This window comes from Pseudomonas sp. NPDC088322 (assembly GCF_044740745.1).
Taxonomy (GTDB): Bacteria; Pseudomonadota; Gammaproteobacteria; order Pseudomonadales; family Pseudomonadaceae; genus Aquipseudomonas; species Aquipseudomonas shirazensis.
Map to the genome: position 1 here is coordinate 69,499 of NZ_JBIURK010000010.1, position 21,367 is coordinate 90,865.

Consider the following 21,367-nt stretch of genomic DNA (forward strand, 5'->3'; position numbering starts at 1 on the left):
ACATGGGACCATCTTAATTACAATCGACGCCGTCCGCAGCAGGCAGCCCGCCTATTGGCATTCAAGAGAGGCGCTATCATGGCCATTCGTAGCTTTCAGCAACACACTCCGATAGTTGGACCCCGGGCCTTTGTCGACCGTTCGGCGGTGGTGCTGGGCGACGTGCAGATCGGCGAGGACAGCTCGGTATGGCCGCTGACCGTGGTGCGCGGCGACATGCACCGCATCCGCATCGGTGCGCGCACCAGCGTGCAGGACGGCAGCGTGCTGCACATCACCCATGCCGGCCCGTTCAACCCGGACGGCTTCCCACTGATCATCGGCGACGAGGTGACCATCGGTCACAAAGTCATGCTGCATGGCTGCACCCTGGGCAATCGCATCCTGGTCGGCATGGGCAGCACTATCATGGATGGCGCGGTGGTCGAGGACGAAGTGATCATCGGCGCCGGCAGCCTGGTGCCGCCGGGCAAGCGCCTGCAAAGCGGTTACCTGTATGTCGGCAGCCCGGTCAAACAGGCGCGGGCACTGACTGACAAGGAGCGGGCGTTTTTCCCGTACAGTGCCGCCAACTACGTCAAGCTCAAGGACCTGCACCTGGCCGAAGGCTACGACCGCCCGGAATGACGCCTTCGCGGCGCCCATCCGCACAACCGAGAGACTCCATGCACCAGCAGACCATTCTTTTCGACCTGGACGGCACCCTGACCGACCCGCGTCTGGGCATTACCCGTTCGATCCAGTACGCCCTGGCCAAACTGGGCATCGACGAGCCGGACCTGACCCGCCTCGAACACTTCATCGGCCCGCCCTTGCTGCAGGCCTTCATGCAGTTCTACGAGTTCGACGAGGCCAAGGCCTGGCAGGCGGTGAACTTCTACCGCGAGCGCTTCAAGGTCACCGGGCTCTATGAAAACAGCGTGTATGCCGGCGTGCCCGAGCTGCTCCAAGCGCTCAACGAGCAAGGCCGCACGCTGTATGTAGCCACCTCGAAGCCGTGGGAATTTGCCCGCGAAATTGCCCGCCACTTTGCCTTCGACCATCACTTCAAGGTGATCTACGGCAGCGAGCTGGATGGCACCCGCACCAACAAGGTCGAGCTGATCGCCCACCTGCTCGAGCAGGAAGGCCTCGACCCGGCGCATACCCTGATGATCGGTGACCGCAAGCACGACCTGATCGGCGCGCGCAGCAACGGCCTGCAGGCCGTGGCGGTGGGCTACGGCTTCGGCAGCCGCGAAGAGCTGACGGCAGAAGCGCCAGCCTTCCATTTCGAAACGCTGGCTGAACTGCATCAGGCGTTTATCAGGGCCTGATCGGCTTCGCCGACGGCTGCGCAAGCTTGCCCAGCTCAGCTTTACGCTGCGCCAGGGGCAGCTTGCCCAGCTGTTCAACCGCCTGATAGAACCGCGGCCAATCCCTGCCGACCTGCTGGAACAATGCCGCAAAGGCCGGCACCCATTGGTCATAAAGGCCGAAGGGCAACAGCTTGGCATTGCTCATTGGTGCGTAGATCCAGGCGTCATAGCGTTTGTCGCCCGCCCATTGACCATCGCGCAGCTGCCGGTACTCGGCGCGCAGACGGGCAAACTCGGCTTGCTTGGCCGCTCGCTTGGCGGCATCGGAGAGTTGCCCCGCGTAGAGCTGCTGCAATCGCTCACGGCTATCGAGCACCAACTGAATGAACTGCTCGCGTTGCCGTGAAGTGTCTTCGCCAACCGCTGCAAGGCCACGGGCGGCGCGCCATTGCCGCGTGCCTTGCTGCTCGACAAAAGTGGCAAAGGACTCGTTGAACTCGGTGTCATCCTTCACGTAAAAGCGCTGGTGTGCCAGCTCGTGAAAGATCAACGAAGCCAGCCGCTCGTCACCCCAGCCAAGCATCGACGACAGCAGCGGATCATCGAACCAGCCCAAGGTCGAGTAGGCTTCGACACCGCCGACATACACGTCCAGCCCTTGCTGGCGCATCAACGCCGCCGCACCGCGCGCTGCGCCCTGGCGGTAGTAACCGCGATAGGCCACGCAGCCGGCAATCGGGAAGCAGTGGGTGATCGGCTGCAGCGACAGCTCAGGCGTGGCGAACACATTCCATACCACGTACGGCCGGCCCAGATCGGCATACACCCGGTAGCTGCGGTTATCCGGCAGCTTCAGCACATCGCTGGCAAACACTCGGGCCCTCTCGGCGTGCTCAAGCCGCTCGCGCAACACCGGATCTGTCGCCGGGTCGCGCAGCAGCTGCTCGACCGGCTGGCGCGCACGCAGCAACTGCAATTGGCCCGCGGCCAGTTGGCTGTAGTAACTCACGCTGCTGCAACCGCTCAGCAGAACAAGCGCCAGTACGGGAACCAAAGGTGAGAAAACGCGGTCGAGTGCCCCAAGGCCTGAGCGCTGACTAAAAAGATCGTAAAGCATCGCCGCTGTTCATCTCGCTCAAGGTTGTGCAAAGCCACAGACTATCTCGCCAAGAGGGAGTATCGCCATGCGTGCACCGATAGCCATCGGCGCCTTACTGCTGTTGTCGGGTTGCTCGACCCTGCCCGATGCCGACCCGAGCAAAGCCTGGGTCGACCTCGAACCGAGCGATGACACGGCGCTGCACGCCGTGCAGGTCGACGAGCGCGACTGGCAAGACAACCGTTACTTCGAGGTCGAGCCCGGCAAGCATGAGCTGACCGTGCGCTATCAATTCCCGGTAGCGCCGAGCAACATTGGCCCGGTGGCCGAGCCGCTCTGGCGCGACTGTCAGCTGAATGTCGACTTCAAGGACTTCAACGCTGGCCAGCGCTACAGCCTGCAAGCAGGCAGCATCGGCTTCAGGCCGTGGCTGAAACTCTACGATGAGCAACAAAAGCTGGTAGGCCAGGGTGCACCGGCGGGCTGCCAACGCAGCTGATGGCGACGATTGGCGCTATGCTCAAGGCTTGTAACCTGCAAGTGGGAGTTCCACCATGCGCCAGCCCATGATGCTGATCGCCCTGAGTACACTTGGGGCCTGCGCCAGCCCCTTGCCCCCCGTTGACCCAAAACAGGCGTGGGTCGACCTCTACACCATGACACCCGGCAAGGTGATCATGGCTGACCGCCTCGATGGCAAGCGCCTCGACGACGGCCGCTACTTTCAGGTACCCCCCGGCCAACACGAGCTGAGAGTGCGTTTTGACTATGAGCTCAGTGGCGGGCTGTTCACTACTGACCCTACCCAGCGCACCTGCTACCTGACCGTACGGTTCGACAACTTCGAAGCCGGCCAGCGCTATCGCCTGGAGGCCAGGGCACCAGCCATGCAGCCGCAGGTGTACCTCTACGACACCAGTCGCAAAGTGTTGGTAGATGAGCCCAGCGACGTGTTTTGCATCCCGTAACGAAAATGGGGCTGCTCGAGTCCGAGCAGCCCCATGGCATCAACCGTTACTGATCATTCTTTTGATAAATGATCTTCTTGCTGCCACCTTCACAGCTGCCCACCACCATGTTCTGGTCGGTGACCTCACTGTTGGCAACAATCTCCAGGGTGTAGGAGGCTACGCCTCGGGCCTGGATCTTCGCTTCGATTTCAGCTTTGAGCTCTTCGCAGGGCTTCACTGCAGCTAACGCAGAAGTAGCGAGCAGCGAAGCCAGCAGGGCGATTGCAACGCGAATCATGGGACGGCTCCTGGAGCGGCAGGCCAACTGCCGACAATCCTTAGACTACAACAAACCGCCCCAGTTGCGCCGCCTCAGCCCTCCAGTGTGGCGTCGAGGCTGATCTGCGCATTGAGCACTTTCGACACCGGGCAACCGGCCTTGGCCTTGTTGGCGATCTCGGTGAACTGCTCTTGGCTGGCACCTGGCACCTTGGCCTTGAGGATCAGGTGCACGGCGGTGATGGCGAAGCCGTCGTCCTGCTTGTCGAGGGTGACTTCGGCGGTGGTGTCGATGCGCTCTGCGGTCAGGCCAGCCTCACCGAGCATCATCGACAGTGCCATCGAGAAGCAGCCGGCGTGGGCAGCGCCGATCAGTTCTTCAGGATTGGTGCCGGGGGTGTCTTCAAAGCGGGTATTGAAGCCATAAGGGTTCTGCTTGAGCGCGCCGCTCTCGGTGGACAGCATGCCTTTGCCATCCTTCAGACCACCTTGCCATACCGCTGATGCTGTCTTTTTCATGGTGTCCCCTGAACATTTGCTTGCGTGTAGGTAAAGATTGAGAGGACACCACCTACGGCAAGTTCAGAACAATCCGCAGGCAAACATTGAATACATCGAATCTGCCCATACAGAGTCTACAAGGCTAACGCCCTTTACTTTTTTGCGGAGGCAGCGATGACGCAGTTGCGTGATCTGAAGATTTCAACCCTCGACCTGGTCCCGGTACGCGCCGACGCCGGCCCAGCCCAATCCCTGCACAATTCACTGGACCTGGCGCGCCACGTCGAGCGCTTTGGCTACAACCGCTTCTGGGTGGCTGAACACCACAACATGGACGGCATCGCCAGCTCGGCCACCTCGGTGCTGCTCGGCTACCTGGCCGGCGGCACCTCGACCATCCGTGTCGGCGCCGGCGGGGTGATGCTGCCCAACCACGCACCACTGGTGATCGCCGAGCAGTTCGGCACCCTCGCCAGCCTCTATCCCGGCCGTATCGACCTTGGCCTGGGGCGTGCGCCCGGCTCTGACCAGATGACCGCGCGCGCCCTGCGCCGCGAGCGCTCGGGCAGCGCAGACGACTTCCCAGATGATGTCGAAGAACTGGTGCGCTACCTCGGCCCACGCACGGCTGATCAAAAAGTGATCGCCGTGCCGGGGTATGACACCGAGGTGCCGATCTGGCTGCTCGGTTCCAGTCTGTTCAGCGCCCAGCTGGCTGGCATACGCGGCTTGCCTTACGCCTTTGCCTCGCACTTTGCGCCGCGCTACATGCATGAGGCGATTCGCACCTACCGTAATCATTTCAAGCCGTCGACGGTGCTCGACAAGCCCTATGTGATGCTCGGCGTGCCGATGGTGGTCGCTGATACCGACGAGACAGCCGAGTATCTGGCGACCTCGGTATATCAACGCATCCTCGCACTGATGCGTGGCCAGAGCCTGATGCAGCGCCCACCGGTGAGCACCATGGACGGCCTGTGGCTGCCCCATGAGCGCGAAGCGGTGATGAGTTTCCTGGGTCTGGCGATGATCGGCAGCCCGCAGAAGGTGCGGGCCAAGGTCGAGGTGCTGCTGGAGCAGACCGGTGCTGATGAGCTGATCTTCACCTGTGACCTTTACGAGCACGCCGACCGCATCCGGTCGTACGAACTGCTCGCGCAGGCGCTCAAGGCCGACTGAGTGCAGATGCGATTGGGGCTGCAGAGCAGCCCCAATTGGCCATTACGCAGGCAATATTACTTGCGCGTGTAGACGATTTCCTTGGTGCCGCCCTCGCAAGAGCCGACCACTTTGCCCGCTGGATCACCCTTGTCGATGATCTCCAGCGTGTAACCACTCACCCCTTTGGCATCCAGCTTCGCCGCAATCTCTGCCTTGAGCTCCTCGCACGGTTTGCCTGCGGCCATGGCACCACCGGCCAGCATCAGCAAACCCATCGCCATCAGTAGCTTGTTCATCGATCGCTCTCCTTGTTCAGATCAATCAAACAGGGCGCAACCCGCGCCCCTGAACTGTATTACCCCATCCCTCACGGACACTCTAGCCCGGTAGTGTTTCAGCTCTCGGCAATACGGAAGCCAACCTTCAAGGTGACCTGGAAGTGCGCGACCTTGCCATTCTCGATATGGCCGCGGGTTTCGGTGACTTCGAACCATTCCAGATGCTTGAGGCTCTTGCCGGCCTCGGCGATAGCGTTGTTGATGGCGTCCTCTACACTGGTCGTGGAAGACCCAACCAGCTCGATTTTCTTGTACGTACGATGCTCAGACATTAGCGCGTTCCTCGAGTGATTACCGCAGATGAGCCTAGCAGTGCAGGCCTGATTTACCTGCGAGCGGTCAATTCGAGAAAAAGTTCGATCGCACTTTTGCCGCGCGGCACAGTCGCACTAGTTACTGCCACTTACCATTGCGAAGGAGAGTCAACATGGCCCGCAACACCCTGCGTAAGACATCGCTGCAAAGCATGGAAGCCGAGATCGAGAGCCTCCTCAACACCCTCGAGACGCTCAAGAATGACGCCTCCGAAGAATCGCAAAAGTCCCTCAAGGCCATTCGCGGCAACGCCGAAAACGCCCTGAAACACTCGCGCAGCGTCATCAGCGACGCCTATGACGAGGTCAAGACCCGCACCCGTCAAACCGGCATCGCTACCCGTGACTACGCCCAAGAGCACCCATGGACTGCCGCCGGCGTTGCGGTTGGCGCACTGGGCCTGCTGGCGGCTTACCTACTGACCAAACGCAACTAAGCCATCTGCTCCAGCTCGCGGCGCAGCCACTGCGCCAGTTGCTCGGCGCGCCCATCTGCGGCGCGCCGCGGCACCCACAGCGCCAGCGCGGCGTTGGTGGGCGAGAACCCCCAGGGTGCAATCAAACGCCCGGCACGCAAGTCGTCCGCTACCAACGGTTGCGGTGCAATCGCCACGCCCAGGCCTGCCACGGCCGCCTCCAGCAAATAATACAAATGCTCGAACGCCTGCCCCAGCTGTAGCTCGCTCGTGCTCAGCCCATGCTGCGCCGCCCAGGTAGGCCAGGCTTGTGGTCGCGAGGTGGTGTGCAGCAACGCTTGCTGCAGCAATGCTGCGGCTGGAGCGTTGCGCAGGCTCTGCGAACCGGCAAAGTGCGGGCTGAGCACCGGGCCGATGCGTTCTGCAGCCAGGACATGGACCTGCATATCTGCCGGCCACGGCGGCTCGGCGTACACCAGCAGCGCATCCAGCCCCGGCCGGCGCGGATCGAGGTCGCCTTCACCCGCCGACAGGTGCAGGCGCAGCGCCGGCAGCTCGGCATTAAGTCGCCCAAGCCTGGGGATAAACCAGCGCGCCAGCAGGCTGCCCGAGCAGCCCAGCACGAACGGCGCTTCGCTGACATCCCGGCTCAGCTCGGCACACACGCCGCGCAGGCGGTCGAAGGCATCGACACTGGCATCGCGCAGGCGCACGCCGGCATCTGTGAGTTTGACGCCACGCCCATCCTTGACGAACAACGCCACCCCAAGATGCTCTTCCAGCACCTTGATCTGCCGGCTGACCGCGCCGTGGGTCACGTGCAGCTGTTCGGCGGCCTGGCTGACGCTGTTCAGCCGGGCGGTCGCTTCAAATGCCCGCAGAGCATTCAGGGGAGGGAGGTCGAGGCGCATAACCTGTGAGATTTCCTGACATGTTTGCGCAATCTTATCGGTTTTCAGCCGGACGCAGTGAAGTTAGAGTAAAGCCCATCAGTCATCCATATCGCCTTGGAGCGCTCCATGACCCAGACCCAATTCCGCGCTGGCCCCGACGCCGACGGCCTGTTCGGCTCGTTCGGTGGCCGCTACGTGGCAGAAACCCTGATGCCGCTGGTGCTGGACCTGGCCCGCGAATACGAAGCGGCCAAGGCCGACCCGGCGTTCATCGAGCAGCTGGCGTACTTCCAACGTGATTACATCGGCCGGCCCAACCCGCTGTACTTCGCCGAGCGCCTGACCGAGCACTGCGGCGGCGCGCAGATCTACTTCAAGCGCGAAGAGCTCAACCACACCGGCGCGCACAAGGTTAACAACTGCATCGGCCAGGTACTGCTGGCCAAGCGCATGGGCAAAAAACGCCTGATCGCCGAAACCGGCGCCGGCATGCATGGTGTCGCCACCGCAACCGTGGCTGCCCGTTTCGGCCTGCCGTGCGTGATCTACATGGGCGCCACCGACATCGAGCGCCAGCAAGCCAACGTGTTCCGCATGAAGCTGCTGGGCGCCGAGATCGTTCCGGTTACCTCCGGCACCGGCACCCTCAAAGACGCCATGAACGAAGCGCTGCGCGACTGGGTCACCAACGTCGACGATACCTTCTACCTGATCGGCACCGTTGCTGGCCCGCACCCTTATCCTGCGATGGTGCGCGACTTCCAGTCGATCATCGGCAAGGAAACTCGCGCCCAGATGCAGGAAAAACAAGGCCGTCTGCCAGACAGTCTGGTGGCCTGCGTCGGTGGTGGCTCCAACGCCATGGGCCTGTTCCACGAGTTCCTCGATGACGCCAGCGTGCAGATCATCGGCGTTGAAGCCGGCGGCCATGGCGTCGACACCGACAAGCACGCCGCCAGCCTCAACGGCGGCGTACCGGGCGTGCTGCACGGCAACCGCACCTACCTGCTGCAGGACGGCGACGGTCAGATCACCGATGCCCACTCGATTTCGGCAGGCCTGGACTACCCCGGCATTGGCCCGGAGCATGCCTTCCTGCACGAAGTGAAGCGGGTCGAGTACGTCAGCATCACCGACGACGAAGCGATCGATGCGTTCCACGCCACGTGCCGTCTGGAAGGCATCATCCCGGCGCTGGAAACTGCCCACGCCCTGGCTGAAGCCATCAAGCGCGCGCCGACCCTGCCTAGCGACCACTTGATGGTGGTGTGCCTGTCCGGCCGTGGCGACAAAGACATGCAAACCGTGATGAACCACATGGCCGCCCAGGAGAAACAGGCATGAGCCGTCTCGAACAACGCTTTGCCGACCTCAAGGCCGAAGGCCGCTCGGCGCTGGTCACTTTCATCACTGCCGGCGACCCTGGCTACGACACCTCACTGGCCATCCTCAAGGGCCTGCCAGCCGCCGGTGCCGACGTGATCGAGCTGGGCATGCCGTTCACCGACCCGATGGCTGACGGCGTGGCGATCCAACTGGCGACCTTGCGCGCCCTGGACGCCGGCCAGACCCTGGCAAAAACCTTGCAGATGGTTCGCGAGTTCCGCGTCGACAACCAGACCACGCCAATCGTGCTGATGGGTTACTACAATCCGATCCACCGCTTTGGTGTTGAAAAGTTCGTTGCCGAAGCCAACGAGGCTGGCGTTGACGGCTTGATCATCGTCGACCTGCCTCCTGAGCACGACGCCGAGCTGGCCACCCCGGCGCAGGCAGCAGGCATCGACTTCATTCGCCTGACCACACCGACCACCGACGATGCGCGCCTGCCGCGCGTGCTCGAGCGCAGCTCGGGGTTCGTCTACTACGTTTCGGTGGCCGGCGTCACCGGTGCCGGTTCTGCTACCAGCGAGCACGTCAGCGAGGCGCTGGCGCGTCTGCGTCGCCATACCGACCTGCCGATCAGCGTCGGCTTTGGTATCCGCACCCCTGAGCAAGCAGCGGCGATCGCGCGCCTGGCTGAAGGTGTGGTGGTTGGCTCGGCGCTGGTCGACAAGATCGCCAACGCCAGCAGCAACGAGCAGGCCGTCAACGATGTGCTGAGCCTGTGCTCGGCGCTGGCTGAAGGCGTGCGCTCGGCACGTCGCTGAGTTGCCTTGGGCCACTCGCGCTGCTGCAGCGCGGATGGCCCTGCTTCACTCCTCGAAGATCGACAGGTCCAACGGTCGTAAAGCGCCCATCCAGATCGCATGATCACGGTGATCGGCCAGCTCATCGCCAGTCAGCGGGTGCAGAAACACCACCAGCCCGCGCCGATATAACGCCAACCACGGCAGCACCACGCCCACCACCTCCGGCGCAAACGCCAGCTGGCAGCTCCAGTCCGGGTGCGGCCCTACTGGCTTCTGATGCATGCGCCCCATGCTCACGGGAAACAGCCGTGTCGCCTCCTCGCACAGCTCCCGCGCCTGCTCCATGCTCTGCGCGTCGTAATAGACGTGCGCGTGGTAACCCTTGATTCTCTGCACGATAGCTCCTGGTTACGCTTCCACCGCCACCGCCGGCAAGGCAGTGATGCAATGAAAAGATAGCCGAGACCGCAGAGCAGCCCAACCTCTTAACGGTTGCGCTCTTGCTCCAGCCAATCCACAAACCGCTCGATCAACGCCCCACGGCGCTTGCGCGGCGGTAATACCACGTAATACCCGCGGTCCGAGCGCAAACTCCCCGCCAATGGCCGGCACAACAACCCTTGTTCCACCAGCCCGTCCACCAAATGCCCCCAGCCAATCGCCACGCCTTGCCCGGCAATCGCCGCCTGAATCAGCAGCGTGTAGTTATCAAAGCGCAATTGCCCAGCCGGCGCTGGGCTGGACACGCCAAAGCCGCGAAACACCCCCGCCCAGTCAAACCAGCGGCTGGCCTGCTCGCCCTTCAAATGCAGCAACGGCAACCGTTGCAAAGCCGAGGCTGACAAGGGTTTGCCATCAGTCATCCGCGGGCTGCACACCGGGAAAACCTCCTCATCGAACAACCAGCGGCTCTCCCCCTGATGGAAACGCCCATCGCCGAACAGCACCGCCACGTCGATGTCAGGGCGCAACATGCCCTGACTACGTTCACCGGTCACCAGGCTTACATCCACCTGTGGATAAGCCTCATGAAAGCGCTGCAGCCGCGGCATCAGCCAGAATGCTGCGAAGGCAAAGTCAGTGGCCACCTGCAGCACCTCGCGTTGGCCGCGGCCGCTGGCCTGGGCGATGCCGTCATCCATCGCCTGCAGGCCCTGGTGCACCTGTTCGAACAACAACTGGCCGGCTTCGGTGAGCTCAATGCCCCGATAAATACGGTCGAACAGGCGCGTGCCAAGGGTTGCTTCCAGGCGCTTTACCTGCTGACTGACTGCCGGCTGGGTGGTGCCAAGCTCTAATGCAGCGGGGGTAAAGCCACGCAGGCGCGCGGCCGCTTCGAACACGCGCAAGGTATCCAGCGACAGCGCGGCAAGGTGCTCAAACATAAGCTCAGCTAATCCCAGTCATTGCCCGCCATGGGCTTTACCCATGTTATCGGAAGTCGCATCTTGAAAGGCACGCGGATCGCATAACCTTCGACAATGGAAGCCAACATGACGCGCCCGAATATCCTGTTCATCATGGCCGACCAAATGGCCGCACCCCTGCTGCCAATCTATGCCCCTTCGCCTGTGCAGATGCCTCATCTGAGCCGGCTGGCGGAACAGGCGGTAGTGTTCGATTCAGCCTACTGCAACAGCCCATTGTGCGCGCCGTCCCGCTTCACGCTGGTCAGCGGCCAACTGCCCAGTCGCATCGGCGCCTACGATAATGCTGCCGATTTTCCCGCCGATGTACCGACCTATGCGCACTACCTGCGCCGCTTGGGTTACCGCACTGCGCTGTCAGGCAAAATGCACTTTTGCGGCCCAGACCAGCTGCACGGTTACGAAGAGCGGCTGACCAGCGACATCTACCCAGCCGACTATGGCTGGGCGGTAAACTGGGACGAACCGCACGTGCGTCCGAGCTGGTTCCACAACATGTCTTCGGTGCTGCAGGCGGGGCCGTGCGTGCGCACCAACCAGCTGGATTTCGACGAAGAGGTGGTGTTCAAAGCGCGCCAGTACTTGTACGACCATGTGCGCGAGAACGACGGGCGACCGTTCTGCCTGACGGTGTCCATGACCCACCCGCACGACCCCTACACCATCCCCAAGCGATATTGGGACCGCTATGAGGGTGTAGATATTCCGATGCCCACCGGGCTCAGTCAGGCAGAACAGGACCCCCACTCACAGCGCCTGCTGAAGGTTTATGACCTGTGGGACAAGCCGCTACCTGTGGATAAAATTCGCGATGCCCGCCGAGCCTACTTTGGCGCCTGCAGCTACATCGACGACAACATCGGCCAGCTGCTGCAGACCCTAGAGGAGTGCAACCTGGCCGACGACACCTTGATCGTGTTCTCCGGCGACCACGGCGACATGCTGGGCGAGCGAGGCCTCTGGTACAAGATGCACTGGTTCGAGATGTCGGCGCGGGTTCCGCTGCTGATCCATGCGCCCAGGCGCTTTGCTGCAAGCCGGGTGAGCGCCTCGGTATCAACCTGTGATCTGCTGCCGACATTGGTAGAGCTGGCCGGTGGCGCTGTGGATAAAGACCTGCACCTTGACGGCCGCTCACTGCTCGGCCATCTGCAAGGGCAGGGCGGTCACGACGAAGTGATCGGCGAATACATGGCTGAGGGCACGGTCGGCCCACTGATGATGATCCGCCGCGGGCCATACAAGTTCGTGTACAGCGAAGACGACCCCTGTCTACTCTATGACCTGAGCCGCGACCCGCACGAGCGGGAGAACCTCACGGGCAGCCCGGATCACCAGGCGCTGCTGCAGGCGTTTGTCGATGAAGCACAAGAGCGCTGGGATGTCCCCAGCCTGCGCCAGCAGGTACTGGCCAGCCAGCGCCGCCGCCGGCTGGTCGGCGCAGCGCTCGCCATCGGCAAGCTGAACAGCTGGGACCATCAACCCTGGGTAGATGCCAGCCAACAGTACATGCGCAACCACATCGATCTCGACGACCTCGAGCGCAAGGCACGTTACCCACAGCCCGCACCCCTGGATTGAGAAGAGAGGCCGCCATGCACATGTTCTCCACCGCCGTACTTGCCCTGGCTCTGGGCGTTGCCACAGCCAACGCAGCCGACAGCGACGCGCAATGCAGCACCGTAAAACTAGCCGACCCTGGCTGGAGTGATATTGCCTCGACCAACGCAGTAGCCCGGCTGCTGCTGGAAAGCCTGGGCTACCAGGTAAAAGTAGATAGTCTGGCCGTGCCGATCATCTACGGCGGCCTCAAGGATGGGAGGGTCGACGCCTTTCTTGGCAACTGGATGCCGGCGCACCAGAGCTTCCATGACAAGTTCGTCGCCAACGGCGATGTCCAGCAGCTGTCACGCAACCTGGAAGGAACCGAGTTCACCCTGGCAGTGCCCGACTACGTGTGGAACGCCGGGGTCAAGAGCTTCGCTGACCTGCAGAAACACGCCGACCAGTTCGACCACAAGCTGTACGGTATCGGCTCCGGCGCCCCAGCCAATCTCTCGTTGAAAGAAATCATCGACAAGAATGAATTCAACCTTGGTCAGTGGAAGCTGGTGGAATCCAGCGAGCAGGCGATGCTGGCCCAGGTCGATCGGGCGATCAAGAAACAGCAGTTCATCACCTTTCTTGGCTGGACCCCGCACCCGATGAACGTGAAACTGAAGATGCATTACCTGACCGGCGGGGAGAAGTGGTTCGGCAGCAAAGGCGAGGTATACACGCTGACCCGCAAGGGTTATCCACAAGCGTGCCCGAATGCGGCGAAGCTGCTGGGGAATCTCAAGTTCACACTGGACATGGAAAACAGCATCATGGCCCAGGTTGTGGATAACAAGATCAGCTTCGATCAAGCGGCCAAGGCATGGGTGAGAGCGCACCCCGAATCGCTGGACGAATGGTTGCTCGGCGTGACCACCAAAGCCGATAGCACTGCGCTTGAGGCAGTCAAAGCCAAGCTCTGAACGACCCCAAAAAACTGGGGCTAGGCGCTATAGCCGGGATGCCCCACTGCGATGAATCTCGGCGAAATCTAAGGATTGTGGACAACTCATGCACCGCCTCAGTCACCTGCTGCCTTTCCTCAAGTGGCTGCCCCGGCAAACGCCGCGCAGTATGCGCCAGGACCTGCTGGTCGGCCTGAGCGGTGCCATCCTCGCCTTGCCGCAATCCATCGCCTACGCGCTGATCGCTGGCCTGCCGGCCGAGTACGGCCTGTACGCGGCCATCGTGCCGGTGATCATCGCCTGCCTGTGGGGATCTTCGTGGCACCTGATCTGCGGCCCGACCGCGGCCATCTCGATCGTGCTGTATGCCAGTGTCAGCCCGCTGGCCGTCAGTGGCAGCAGCGACTACATCAGCCTGATCCTGCTGCTGACGTTTCTAGCCGGCGCCTTCCAACTGGTGCTCGGACTGGTGCGCTTTGGCGCACTGGTCAATTTTGTCTCGCACTCGGTGGTGCTCGGCTTCACCCTTGGTGCGGCTGTGGTCATTGCCCTGGGGCAACTGCCAAACCTGCTCGGCATCGAACTGGTGAGCCAGGCCACCGCGCTGAAAACCCTGCAGGATCTGCTCACTCACGCTGGCGAAATCGACCTGCCAGCACTGACGCTGGGCTTGGCGACGTTGCTGCTTGGCCTGCTGCTGAAGCTTTGGCGGCCGCGCTGGCCGAGCCTGTTGATAAGTCTGCTGCTGGTCAGCCTGGTCGCCTGGTTGCTGCCGCAATGGTTTGGCCAGGTGGCGCGGGTGCCGGCGTTCAGCGGCCAGCTGCCACCCTTGAGCCCGTTGCCATTGCTGGATTTCGAACTGATCCTGCACTTGCTGCCAAGCGCCGTGGCAGTGGGCATGCTCGGCTTGGTCACCAGCCTGTCGATTGCCCGCTCGCTGGCGTCGCGCTCCGAGCAAATGATCGATGCCAATCAGGAAATCCGCGCCCAAGGCCTGTCGAACATGGTCGGCAGCGTATTCTCCGGTTACCTCTCGTCCGGCTCATTCACCCGCTCGGGCTTGAGCTACGATGCGGGCGCACGTTCGCCGCTGGCCGGGGTGTTTTCCGCGCTGTGGTTGGCGCTGTTCGCAGTGACCGGCGCCGGCCTGATTGCGCACCTGCCGATCCCGGCCATGGCCGGCAGCATTTTGCTGATCTGCTGGGGTTTGATCGATGTGCGCGGCATCCGCGCGCTGTTTCGGGTCAGCCGCGCCGAGTTTCTGGTGATGGCCCTGACCGCTATGGCAACGCTGCTGCTGGAGCTGCAGACCGCGATCTATGCCGGCGTACTGGCCTCGCTGTTCTTCTACCTCAAGCGCACCTCACAGCCCCGCGTGCTGCAAAGCCGCGAAGGCGAGACAGATGTACTGCGGGTGGGTGGGTCGATCTTCTTTGGCGCAGCGCACTACCTGCAAGTGCGCCTGCAACGCTGCCAGGGGCCGCATGTACTGATCGATGCGCGGCAGGTCAACTTTATCGACTATTCGGGCGTTGACATGCTCCACCGTGAAGCGCGGAGGCTGATGCGTAATGGCGGTAGCCTGACGCTGCAGCGGGCAAGGCCGCAGGTGGTCGAGGAATTGCAGAAGCTGGAAGGGGCGCAGGCGTGTCCAATACGCTTTGAGGATTGATTGGGACTTCAGGATGCTGGGGGGACCGCGTCAGACTGGCTGGACACGGTCAGCGTAGGAGCGGCCTTGTGTCGCGAAAGGGCTGCAAAGCAGCCCCAACATTCCCAAGTCAGACGCAAATTGAGACGCTGCCCGACCCCGGCTTGCGGCTCAACCCCGCGCCAACTGCCGGCGCAGCTCATCCAGCACTGGCGCTGTATCCGGCCGCACCCCACGCCAGATGAAGAACGCCTCGGCCGCCTGCTCGGCGAGCATGCCCAGGCCATCGAGTACCTTGGCTGCCTGCAGGCGAGTCGCCCACTGGCAAAACGGGGTCGGCTCCTTGCCGTACATCATGTCGTAGCACACGGTGCGGCCAGCTTCGACCAGGCTGTCGGCAATCGGCGGCATCTGCCCGGCAAGGCTGGCCGAGGTGGCGTTGATGATCACATCTACCGGCTCGCTGAGCCAGGCAAAACCACTGGCCACCACCGGCCCTAGCGCATCGAACTCATGCGCCAGCCGCTCGGCCTTTTCTTCCGTCCGGTTAGCGATCACCAGCGCCTGCGGGTTATGCGCCAGAATCGGCTCGAGTACACCGCGCACTGCGCCGCCCGCACCAAGGATGAGGATGCGCTTGCCCTTGAGCTCGACCCCGGCGTTTTGCGTGAGGTCGCGCACCAGACCGGCGCCGTCAGTGTTGTCACCTTGCAGGCTGCCGTCGGCCAGCTTGGTCAGGGTGTTGACCGCGCCGGCGCGCTGGGCACGCTCGGTGAGACTGTCGCACAGGCGGTAGGCTTCTTCCTTGAACGGCACGGTGACGTTGGCACCCTGGCCTTGCTTGAAGAAGCCGCGAGCGCAGTCGCTGAACTCGTCCAGCGGCGCCAGCAGGGTGTTGTATTCAATGTGCTGGCCGGTCTGATCGGCAAACAGGCGGTGGATCAGCGGCGACTTGCTGTGGCCGATCGGGTTGCCGAAAACGACGTATTGGTCCATGGCGCTTCCTCGGTTATCCACAGGACTTACTGGCCAAGCCAGTCGCGGTCTTGCAGGTAGTAGTCGGTCAGGCGCGCTTCTTCGCTGCCTGGCGCCGGCTTCCAGTCATAGCCCCAGCGCACTTGCGGCGGCAGCGACATCAGGATCGACTCGGTACGCCCACCCGATTGCAGGCCGAACAAGGTGCCACGGTCGTACACCAGGTTGAACTCGACATAGCGCCCACGGCGGTACTCCTGGAATTCGCGCTGCTCAGCGGTATAAGGCGTGGCCTTGCGCCGCTGCACGATCGGCAGGTAGGCGTCGATATAGGCATCGCCGATCGCCCGAATGAAGGCGAAGCAGGTGTCGAAGTCCCACTCGTTGAGGTCATCGAAGAACAGCCCACCAATGCCACGCGGCTCGCCGCGGTGCTTGAGGTGGAAGTAGCGGTCGCACCAGGCTTTGTAACGCGGGTAGACGTCGGCGCCGAACGGCGCGCAGGCCTGCTCGGCGACGCGGTGCCAGTGCACGCAGTCTTCCTCGTTGCCGTAGTAGGGGGTGAGGTCAAAGCCGCCGCCAAACCACCAGACTGCCTCTTCGCCTTCTTTTTCGGCGATGAAAAACCGCACATTGGCGTGCGAAGTCGGCACATGCGGGTTATGCGGGTGGATCACCAGCGACACCCCCAGCGCCTCGAAGCCGCGCCCGGCCAGCTCTGGCCGGTGAGCACTGGCCGACGGCGGCAGGCCGCTGCCGAACACGTGGGAGAAGTTGACCCCGCCTTTCTCGATCAGCGCGCCGTCCCCGATCACCCGCGTGCGCCCGCCACCACCGGCTTCGCGCACCCACGCGTCCTCGACGAAGCGGGCGCCGCCGTCTTCGCGTTCGAGGGCAGAGCAGATGCGGTCTTGCAGGTCGAGCAGATAGGCCTTCACGGCCTCGGTGCGGCTGGTCATCGGGGTCACCTGGGAGGAGCAGGGAAGAATTCGCCGCGTAGCATACCACCGGCAACCGGCGCGTCGCAGTTGACGGCAGTCAAGCAAAGGCGTCCGATAGAAGGCCTGCATCCAATCCGACAACAGGAGTGCGAGATGGCCCAGCGTATCCAGTTCAGCCAGCATGGCGGCCCCGAAGTACTGCAACTGGTCGAGTTCAACCCGGCCCCACCCGGCCCGCAGCAGGTTCGTGTGCGCAACCAGGCTATCGGCCTGAACTTCATCGACACGTATTTCCGCAGCGGCCTGTACCCACCGCCAGCACTGCCCTCGGGCCTGGGCACCGAAGGTGCCGGCATCGTCGATGCGGTCGGCGAAGGTGTCACCCGGCTCAAGGTCGGCGACCGCGTCGCCTACGTCGGCGGCCCGCTGGGCGCCTACAGCCAAGTGCACACGCTGCCCGAAGCCAACCTGGTCAAACTGCCCGACAGCATCAGCTTCGAGCAGGCTGCCGCAGTGATGCTCAAAGGCCTGACCGTGCAGTACCTGCTCAAACAGACCTACGCCGTGCAGCCGGGCGAAGTGATCCTGTTCCACGCCGCAGCTGGTGGGGTTGGCTCGCTGGCGTGCCAGTGGGCTAAAGCGCTGGGCGCCAAGCTGATCGGCACGGTCAGCTCGGCGGAAAAAGCCGAGCGGGCCAAGGCCCTCGGCGCCTGGGAGACTATCGACTACAGCCACGAAGACGTCGCCAAGCGCGTGCTTGAGCTGACTGACGGCAAAAAGGTTGCGGTCGTATACGACGGCGTTGGCGCCGATACCTGGCTGACCTCGCTGGACTGCCTACAGCCACGCGGCTTGATGGTCAGCTTCGGCAACGCCTCCGGCGCGGTCAGTGGCGTCAACCTGGGCATTCTGGCGCAGAAGGGTTCGCTTTACGTGACCCGGCCGACCTTGGCCACTTACGCCAACAACGCCGAAAACACCCAGGCCATGGCCGATGACCTGTTCGCCATGATCGCCAGCGGCCAGCTGACGGTGGATATCCAGCAACGCTACCCGCTCAGCGAAGCGGCCAAGGCGCAGAGCGAGCTGTCGGCGCGGCGCACGGTCGGCTCGACGGTGCTGTTGCCCTGAGCTGCGGGGCCGCTATGCGGCCCCAATACAGCCAGCACCGGGCGTCAGGTCAACGACATCCTCTCGCTCAATGTCCCGGATTCGAAGCTGTCGAGTAAAGACTCAACCACACCCTCAGCCGCTTCCACCGCGTGCAGGTTGGCCCAGTACAGGCCACGGCCTTCTTCGCGCATGTGTTCCATGGCTTGCATGCCGGTTTCGTAGGCACAGCGCAGGTGCAGCGCTACGTGGACCAGAGCGTCTTCGATGGAGATGTTTGGGTTTACTGAGAAAAGCGGAGGATGGCCGGCTTCGCAGCGGCCGAAGGGGTGGGCGGTGGTGGAGCTTTACCGCTTCAATTCACTACCACGTGAATTGGGTGGCGGCGATACGCGAGGTGGTAGACCCGGGCATTTTCCAATCCAGGCAGGCTCGAAAGCCTCCCGCGCACAGCCGCCATAGACTGTCATGGAAAAAAAGCACCTGGGCTACCACACCCGATCGCAGAATTATTCAGCGACGATGTGAAGCCTAGAGGCATGAGTTCCCACTGAGAAGGTGATGGCATACGACAGTGTGCGTAGGATATTTCGCTGAATGCGATCCGCACAGCCTTTTGGTAAAAATCAGAAATATCCTGCACATGACTGAGTAATGCTGGGCAACAGTCTGCGGACTCACGACTTCGGTACCAGCCAGAAATACTGGGGCGCTACGCTCCGTTGGTTCGGCCGTACTGCTGCCCTGAGTGATTGGGGCCGGCTAACGGCCCCAACGTCCTGCACAGCGGGTGTCAGGTGAGAGACATGCGCTTGTCCAGGGTGCCAGCCTCGAAGTTGTCGAGCAGCGAGTCGACCACACCTTCAGCCGCTTCCACTGCATGGAGGTTGGCCCAGAACAGGCCGCGGCCTTCTTCGCGCATATGCTCCATGGCTTGCAGGCCGGTTTCGTAGGCACAGCGCAGGTGCAGTGCGACGTGGACCAGAGCGTCTTCGATGGGGATGTTTGGGTTTACCGAGTAAAGCGGAGGATGGCCGGCTTCGCAGCGACCGAAGGGGTGACTCGTGGTTAGTGGGAGAGGCGGATCAGGTACAAGCTTCTTGGTCATGGGGTTTTCTCTAATCAATCGCCGCTACAACTCGTTACCACGCGAATTGGTGGCAGCTATACGCAGGGTGGTAAACCGGAGAGATACCCCAAGACCCGGCAGGCTAAAAGCCTCCCGCGCACAGCTGCCATGACTGACATGGGGAATCATCATCTCCGGGTTACCACACCCGATCGCTGAGTTATTCAGCGACGATGTGAAGCCTAGAGGCATGAGTTCCCACTGAGAAGGTGATGGCATTCTACAGCGTGCGTAGGATATTTCGCCGAATACGATCCGCACAGCCTTTTGGTAAAAAATCAGAAATATCCTGCACATGGCCTGGTAGTGCTGGGGGCGCTACGCACCCCTTTCGCGACACAAGGCCGCTCCTACAGGCACCGCGTAAGCAGGTAGCACGCGGTGCCTGTAGGAGCGGCCTTGTGTCGCGAAAGGGCTGCAAAGCAGCCCCGGCAGACTCGAGCCAGACGCTCACCCCGCCCGCACCACCTCGCCAGTGGCCAGATCACGAATCACACTCGGATTCTTCCGCCCGCCCAACAACCCGCCCAGCACCAGATCCAGATCTCCCCGGAAATACTGCTCCACCCGCAAGCGACTCTTCGCTGCCGGCCGTCCACCGGGGTTGGCCGAGGTGGAAATCAGCGGCCCAACTAGCGCGCAAAGCTCGCGCACCTGTGGATGATCAGTGACGCGCAGGGCAACGGTGTCGTGCTGGCCGGTGACCCACTCCGGCAACATGCCCTGATGCGGTACCAGCCAGGTGTTTGGGCCAGGCCAGGTGTCGGCCATGCGCTTGATCCAGTCTTCGGGGAAGTCTTCGAACAGGAAGTCGAACTGCTCGATGCTGTCTGCCACCAGAATCAGGCCTTTATCCACAGGCCGCGACTTGAGCGCGAGCAGGCGGTACACCGCGTCTTCATTCCAGGGGTCGCAGCCCAGACCCCAGACTGCTTCGGTCGGGTAGGCAATCACCGCGCCCGCGCGAATTTCCCGTGCGGCTTGCTGCACACGCCAACTGCTGACCATTGTTGTTACTCCGAATTACGCTGACCTGCAGTTTACTCAGCCAGACCGCGCAAACCAACGCCCAGCTTGATTGCTGACGCGGCCTTCCAGCTCCAACTCGGTCAGGCTGGCGAGCACCTGCGCCAGCGCCTGCCCGCTGCTGCGGGCCAGCCCTTCGCTGGTTTGCGGTGCAGCGTGGAGCAAGGCGAGCAGGGGGTGGACGGGTTTATCCACAGCCACCGGCGGCAGGTTTTGCCAACCGCGCAGGCTGTCGAGGATCTGCTCGACGCTTTCCACCAGCAGCGCGCCGTCACGAATCAACTGGTGGCAGCCCTTGGCGCCGGGGTGATGGATCGAGCCTGGGATGGCGTACACCTCGCGGCCTTGCTCGGCCGCCAGACGGGCGCTGATCAGCGAGCCGCTGGCGGTACCGGCCTCGACTACCAGCACACCGAGCGACAAACCACTGATGATCCGGTTGCGACGGGGGAAGTTGCCAGGCAGTGGTCCGGCGTCCAGCGGGAACTCTGAAACCACTGCACTACCACGCTCGATCATCTCCTGCGCGAGGGCTTTATGGCGCTGTGGATAAAGTTTTTCAAGACCCGTGCCAAGCACCCCGATTGTGCTGCCTTGAGCGTCCAGCGCAGCCCGATGAGCGGCGCCGTCTACGCCCAGCGCCAGGCCGCTGGTGATGGTAAAACCGGCGCGGGCGAGGCAGCGCGAAAAAGCCGCGGCGTTGTCCAGCGCCGGCGGCGAAGCGCACCTGCTGCCGACGACAGCCAGCTGCGGGCGCTCGAGTATTTCAACGTTGCCGGCCACAAACAGCAGCGGCGGGGCATCGTCGATTTCGCCCAGCAGAGGCGGGTAGCCAGGCTGGTCCCACATCAGCAAATGCTGGCCCGGACGCTCTAGCCAGGCCATTGCAGCGCTGGCACCATCGCGCACTTCTGGGCTGCGCCGAGCCTCGCAGGCAGCGGCAGTCAGCCCCAGCGTGCGCCAGGCAGTTGCCGGTGCACTGAGCGCCGAGGAGGCGCTGCCAAACGCCTCAATCAGTGTCAGAAAACGCCGCATACCGACGTCAGGCAAGCGATGCAGGCGCAGCCTCGCCTCTAATTCAGCAGGTGGACAGTCAGACGAAAGGGGAACGGGCATGGCTGATCATCCTTGATCGACAAAGGGTCATGCAGATGGCACAACCTGTGGATAACTGTGTTGATAAGAGTTTTATAACCTGTCAACAGATTCGGCTATAAGCGCCGTTC

General features: G+C 62.5%; 25 protein-coding genes and 1 pseudogene. 12 read left to right on the forward strand and 14 right to left on the reverse strand.

The window, feature by feature from the left end; translation table 11 throughout:
• The first annotated feature begins 78 nt into the window (after positions 1-78).
• The gene (locus ACIOAU_RS23180) at positions 79-627 is read left to right on the forward strand and encodes a gamma carbonic anhydrase family protein (protein ID WP_101322735.1); all 549 of its coding nucleotides are present in this window, start codon (positions 79-81) and stop codon (positions 625-627) included.
• Between the two features lie 38 nt (positions 628-665).
• Positions 666-1,316: an HAD family hydrolase gene (locus ACIOAU_RS23185; protein ID WP_150570264.1), complete on the forward strand. Its 651-nt coding sequence runs from the start codon at positions 666-668 to the stop codon at positions 1,314-1,316.
• Here ACIOAU_RS23185 and ACIOAU_RS23190 read toward each other — a convergent pair.
• The gene (locus ACIOAU_RS23190) at positions 1,306-2,415 is read right to left on the reverse strand and encodes an aminopeptidase (RefSeq protein ID WP_150570265.1); all 1,110 of its coding nucleotides are present in this window, start codon (positions 2,413-2,415) and stop codon (positions 1,306-1,308) included. The genes ACIOAU_RS23185 and ACIOAU_RS23190 overlap by 11 nt on opposite strands.
• Positions 2,416-2,482: 67 nt before the next feature.
• Between ACIOAU_RS23190 and ACIOAU_RS23195 the strand changes: the two genes are divergently transcribed.
• Both ACIOAU_RS23195 and ACIOAU_RS23200 read left to right on the forward strand, forming a co-directional pair.
• Positions 2,483-2,896 carry a hypothetical protein gene (locus tag ACIOAU_RS23195; protein ID WP_181088456.1) on the forward strand — a complete coding sequence of 138 codons (414 nt, stop codon included), beginning with the start codon at positions 2,483-2,485 and terminating at the stop codon, positions 2,894-2,896.
• A 55-nt stretch (positions 2,897-2,951) separates the two neighbouring features.
• Positions 2,952-3,365, forward strand: coding sequence for a hypothetical protein (locus tag ACIOAU_RS23200; protein ID WP_101322739.1), 414 nt, complete (start codon positions 2,952-2,954; stop codon positions 3,363-3,365).
• Positions 3,366-3,411: 46 nt separating this feature from the next.
• On the opposite strand, the gene ACIOAU_RS23205 is transcribed toward ACIOAU_RS23200, so the two are convergent.
• Positions 3,412-3,645, reverse strand: a complete 234-nt coding sequence (locus ACIOAU_RS23205) for a DUF1161 domain-containing protein (RefSeq protein ID WP_101322740.1) — start codon at positions 3,643-3,645, stop codon at positions 3,412-3,414.
• 74 nt (positions 3,646-3,719) lie between these two features.
• Positions 3,720-4,145 carry an OsmC family protein gene (locus ACIOAU_RS23210; RefSeq protein WP_103435463.1) on the reverse strand — a complete coding sequence of 142 codons (426 nt, stop codon included), beginning with the start codon at positions 4,143-4,145 and terminating at the stop codon, positions 3,720-3,722.
• Positions 4,146-4,301: 156 nt separating this feature from the next.
• On the opposite strand from ACIOAU_RS23210, the gene ACIOAU_RS23215 reads away from it, so the two are divergent.
• Positions 4,302-5,306: an LLM class flavin-dependent oxidoreductase gene (locus tag ACIOAU_RS23215; protein WP_401184824.1), complete on the forward strand. Its 1,005-nt coding sequence runs from the start codon at positions 4,302-4,304 to the stop codon at positions 5,304-5,306.
• Positions 5,307-5,362: 56 nt separating this feature from the next.
• Here ACIOAU_RS23215 and ACIOAU_RS23220 read toward each other — a convergent pair whose 3' ends face one another.
• Both ACIOAU_RS23220 and ACIOAU_RS23225 read right to left on the reverse strand, forming a co-directional pair.
• Positions 5,363-5,584 carry a DUF1161 domain-containing protein gene (locus tag ACIOAU_RS23220; protein ID WP_101322743.1) on the reverse strand — a complete coding sequence of 74 codons (222 nt, stop codon included), beginning with the start codon at positions 5,582-5,584 and terminating at the stop codon, positions 5,363-5,365.
• A gap of 98 nt (positions 5,585-5,682) precedes the next feature.
• On the reverse strand, positions 5,683-5,898 hold the full coding sequence (locus tag ACIOAU_RS23225; RefSeq protein WP_101322744.1) for a dodecin: 216 nt from the start codon (positions 5,896-5,898) through the stop codon (positions 5,683-5,685).
• Positions 5,899-6,053: 155 nt separating this feature from the next.
• On the opposite strand from ACIOAU_RS23225, the gene ACIOAU_RS23230 reads away from it, so the two are divergent.
• On the forward strand, positions 6,054-6,377 hold the full coding sequence (locus tag ACIOAU_RS23230) for a YqjD family protein (RefSeq protein ID WP_101322745.1): 324 nt from the start codon (positions 6,054-6,056) through the stop codon (positions 6,375-6,377).
• Here the strand turns inward: ACIOAU_RS23230 and ACIOAU_RS23235 are convergent.
• Positions 6,374-7,267: a LysR family transcriptional regulator gene (locus ACIOAU_RS23235; protein ID WP_401184827.1), complete on the reverse strand. Its 894-nt coding sequence runs from the start codon at positions 7,265-7,267 to the stop codon at positions 6,374-6,376. The genes ACIOAU_RS23230 and ACIOAU_RS23235 overlap by 4 nt on opposite strands.
• A 108-nt stretch (positions 7,268-7,375) precedes the next feature.
• Between ACIOAU_RS23235 and trpB the strand changes: the two genes are divergently transcribed.
• On the forward strand, positions 7,376-8,593 hold the full coding sequence (trpB, locus tag ACIOAU_RS23240; protein WP_101322747.1) for a tryptophan synthase subunit beta: 1,218 nt from the start codon (positions 7,376-7,378) through the stop codon (positions 8,591-8,593).
• Positions 8,590-9,399 carry a tryptophan synthase subunit alpha gene (gene trpA, locus ACIOAU_RS23245; RefSeq protein ID WP_150572344.1) on the forward strand — a complete coding sequence of 270 codons (810 nt, stop codon included), beginning with the start codon at positions 8,590-8,592 and terminating at the stop codon, positions 9,397-9,399. The genes trpB and trpA overlap by 4 nt, the downstream gene beginning before the upstream one ends.
• 45 nt (positions 9,400-9,444) lie before the next feature.
• Here the strand turns inward: trpA and ACIOAU_RS23250 are convergent, their stop codons facing one another.
• Together ACIOAU_RS23250 and ACIOAU_RS23255 are read right to left on the reverse strand one after the other, a co-directional pair.
• On the reverse strand, positions 9,445-9,777 hold the full coding sequence (locus ACIOAU_RS23250) for a DOPA 4,5-dioxygenase family protein (protein ID WP_101322749.1): 333 nt from the start codon (positions 9,775-9,777) through the stop codon (positions 9,445-9,447).
• A gap of 89 nt (positions 9,778-9,866) precedes the next feature.
• Entirely contained in the window at positions 9,867-10,766 is a 900-nt protein-coding gene (locus ACIOAU_RS23255; protein WP_101322750.1) for a choline sulfate utilization transcriptional regulator, read from the reverse strand.
• A 108-nt stretch (positions 10,767-10,874) separates the two neighbouring features.
• Between ACIOAU_RS23255 and betC the strand changes: the two genes are divergently transcribed.
• The 3 genes from betC (at position 10,875) to ACIOAU_RS23270 (ending at position 14,981) form a co-directional block, all read left to right on the forward strand.
• A complete protein-coding gene (gene betC, locus ACIOAU_RS23260) occupies positions 10,875-12,389 on the forward strand; it encodes a choline-sulfatase (RefSeq protein ID WP_150570269.1) in 1,515 nt (504 codons plus the stop codon).
• Positions 12,390-12,403: 14 nt separating this feature from the next.
• The gene (gene choX / locus ACIOAU_RS23265; RefSeq protein ID WP_150570270.1) at positions 12,404-13,327 is read left to right on the forward strand and encodes a choline ABC transporter substrate-binding protein; all 924 of its coding nucleotides are present in this window, start codon (positions 12,404-12,406) and stop codon (positions 13,325-13,327) included.
• Positions 13,328-13,415: 88 nt separating this feature from the next.
• Positions 13,416-14,981, forward strand: a complete 1,566-nt coding sequence (locus ACIOAU_RS23270; RefSeq protein ID WP_188036912.1) for a SulP family inorganic anion transporter — start codon at positions 13,416-13,418, stop codon at positions 14,979-14,981.
• A gap of 150 nt (positions 14,982-15,131) precedes the next feature.
• Here ACIOAU_RS23270 and aroE read toward each other — a convergent pair whose 3' ends face one another.
• The gene (gene aroE, locus ACIOAU_RS23275) at positions 15,132-15,956 is read right to left on the reverse strand and encodes a shikimate dehydrogenase (RefSeq protein WP_150570272.1); all 825 of its coding nucleotides are present in this window, start codon (positions 15,954-15,956) and stop codon (positions 15,132-15,134) included.
• A 26-nt stretch (positions 15,957-15,982) separates the two neighbouring features.
• The gene (gene hemF, locus ACIOAU_RS23280; RefSeq protein WP_101322755.1) at positions 15,983-16,894 is read right to left on the reverse strand and encodes an oxygen-dependent coproporphyrinogen oxidase; all 912 of its coding nucleotides are present in this window, start codon (positions 16,892-16,894) and stop codon (positions 15,983-15,985) included.
• 135 nt (positions 16,895-17,029) lie between these two features.
• On the opposite strand from hemF, the gene ACIOAU_RS23285 reads away from it, so the two are divergent.
• Positions 17,030-18,007: an NADPH:quinone reductase gene (locus ACIOAU_RS23285; RefSeq protein WP_150570273.1), complete on the forward strand. Its 978-nt coding sequence runs from the start codon at positions 17,030-17,032 to the stop codon at positions 18,005-18,007.
• Between the two features lie 44 nt (positions 18,008-18,051).
• On the opposite strand, the pseudogene ACIOAU_RS23290 reads toward ACIOAU_RS23285, so the two are convergent.
• From ACIOAU_RS23290 to dprA, 4 genes and pseudogenes are all read right to left on the reverse strand, one after another.
• Positions 18,052-18,327 (reverse strand): annotated as a pseudogene (locus ACIOAU_RS23290) (DUF3077 domain-containing protein); the annotation flags it as partial.
• A gap of 452 nt (positions 18,328-18,779) precedes the next feature.
• Positions 18,780-19,094, reverse strand: coding sequence for a DUF3077 domain-containing protein (locus ACIOAU_RS23295; RefSeq protein WP_401184832.1), 315 nt, complete (start codon positions 19,092-19,094; stop codon positions 18,780-18,782).
• Between the two features lie 471 nt (positions 19,095-19,565).
• A complete protein-coding gene (locus tag ACIOAU_RS23300) occupies positions 19,566-20,123 on the reverse strand; it encodes an L-threonylcarbamoyladenylate synthase (RefSeq protein WP_150572348.1) in 558 nt (185 codons plus the stop codon).
• Positions 20,124-20,159: 36 nt separating this feature from the next.
• Positions 20,160-21,257: a DNA-processing protein DprA gene (dprA, locus tag ACIOAU_RS23305; RefSeq protein WP_259075161.1), complete on the reverse strand. Its 1,098-nt coding sequence runs from the start codon at positions 21,255-21,257 to the stop codon at positions 20,160-20,162.
• Positions 21,258-21,367 lie beyond the last annotated feature (110 nt).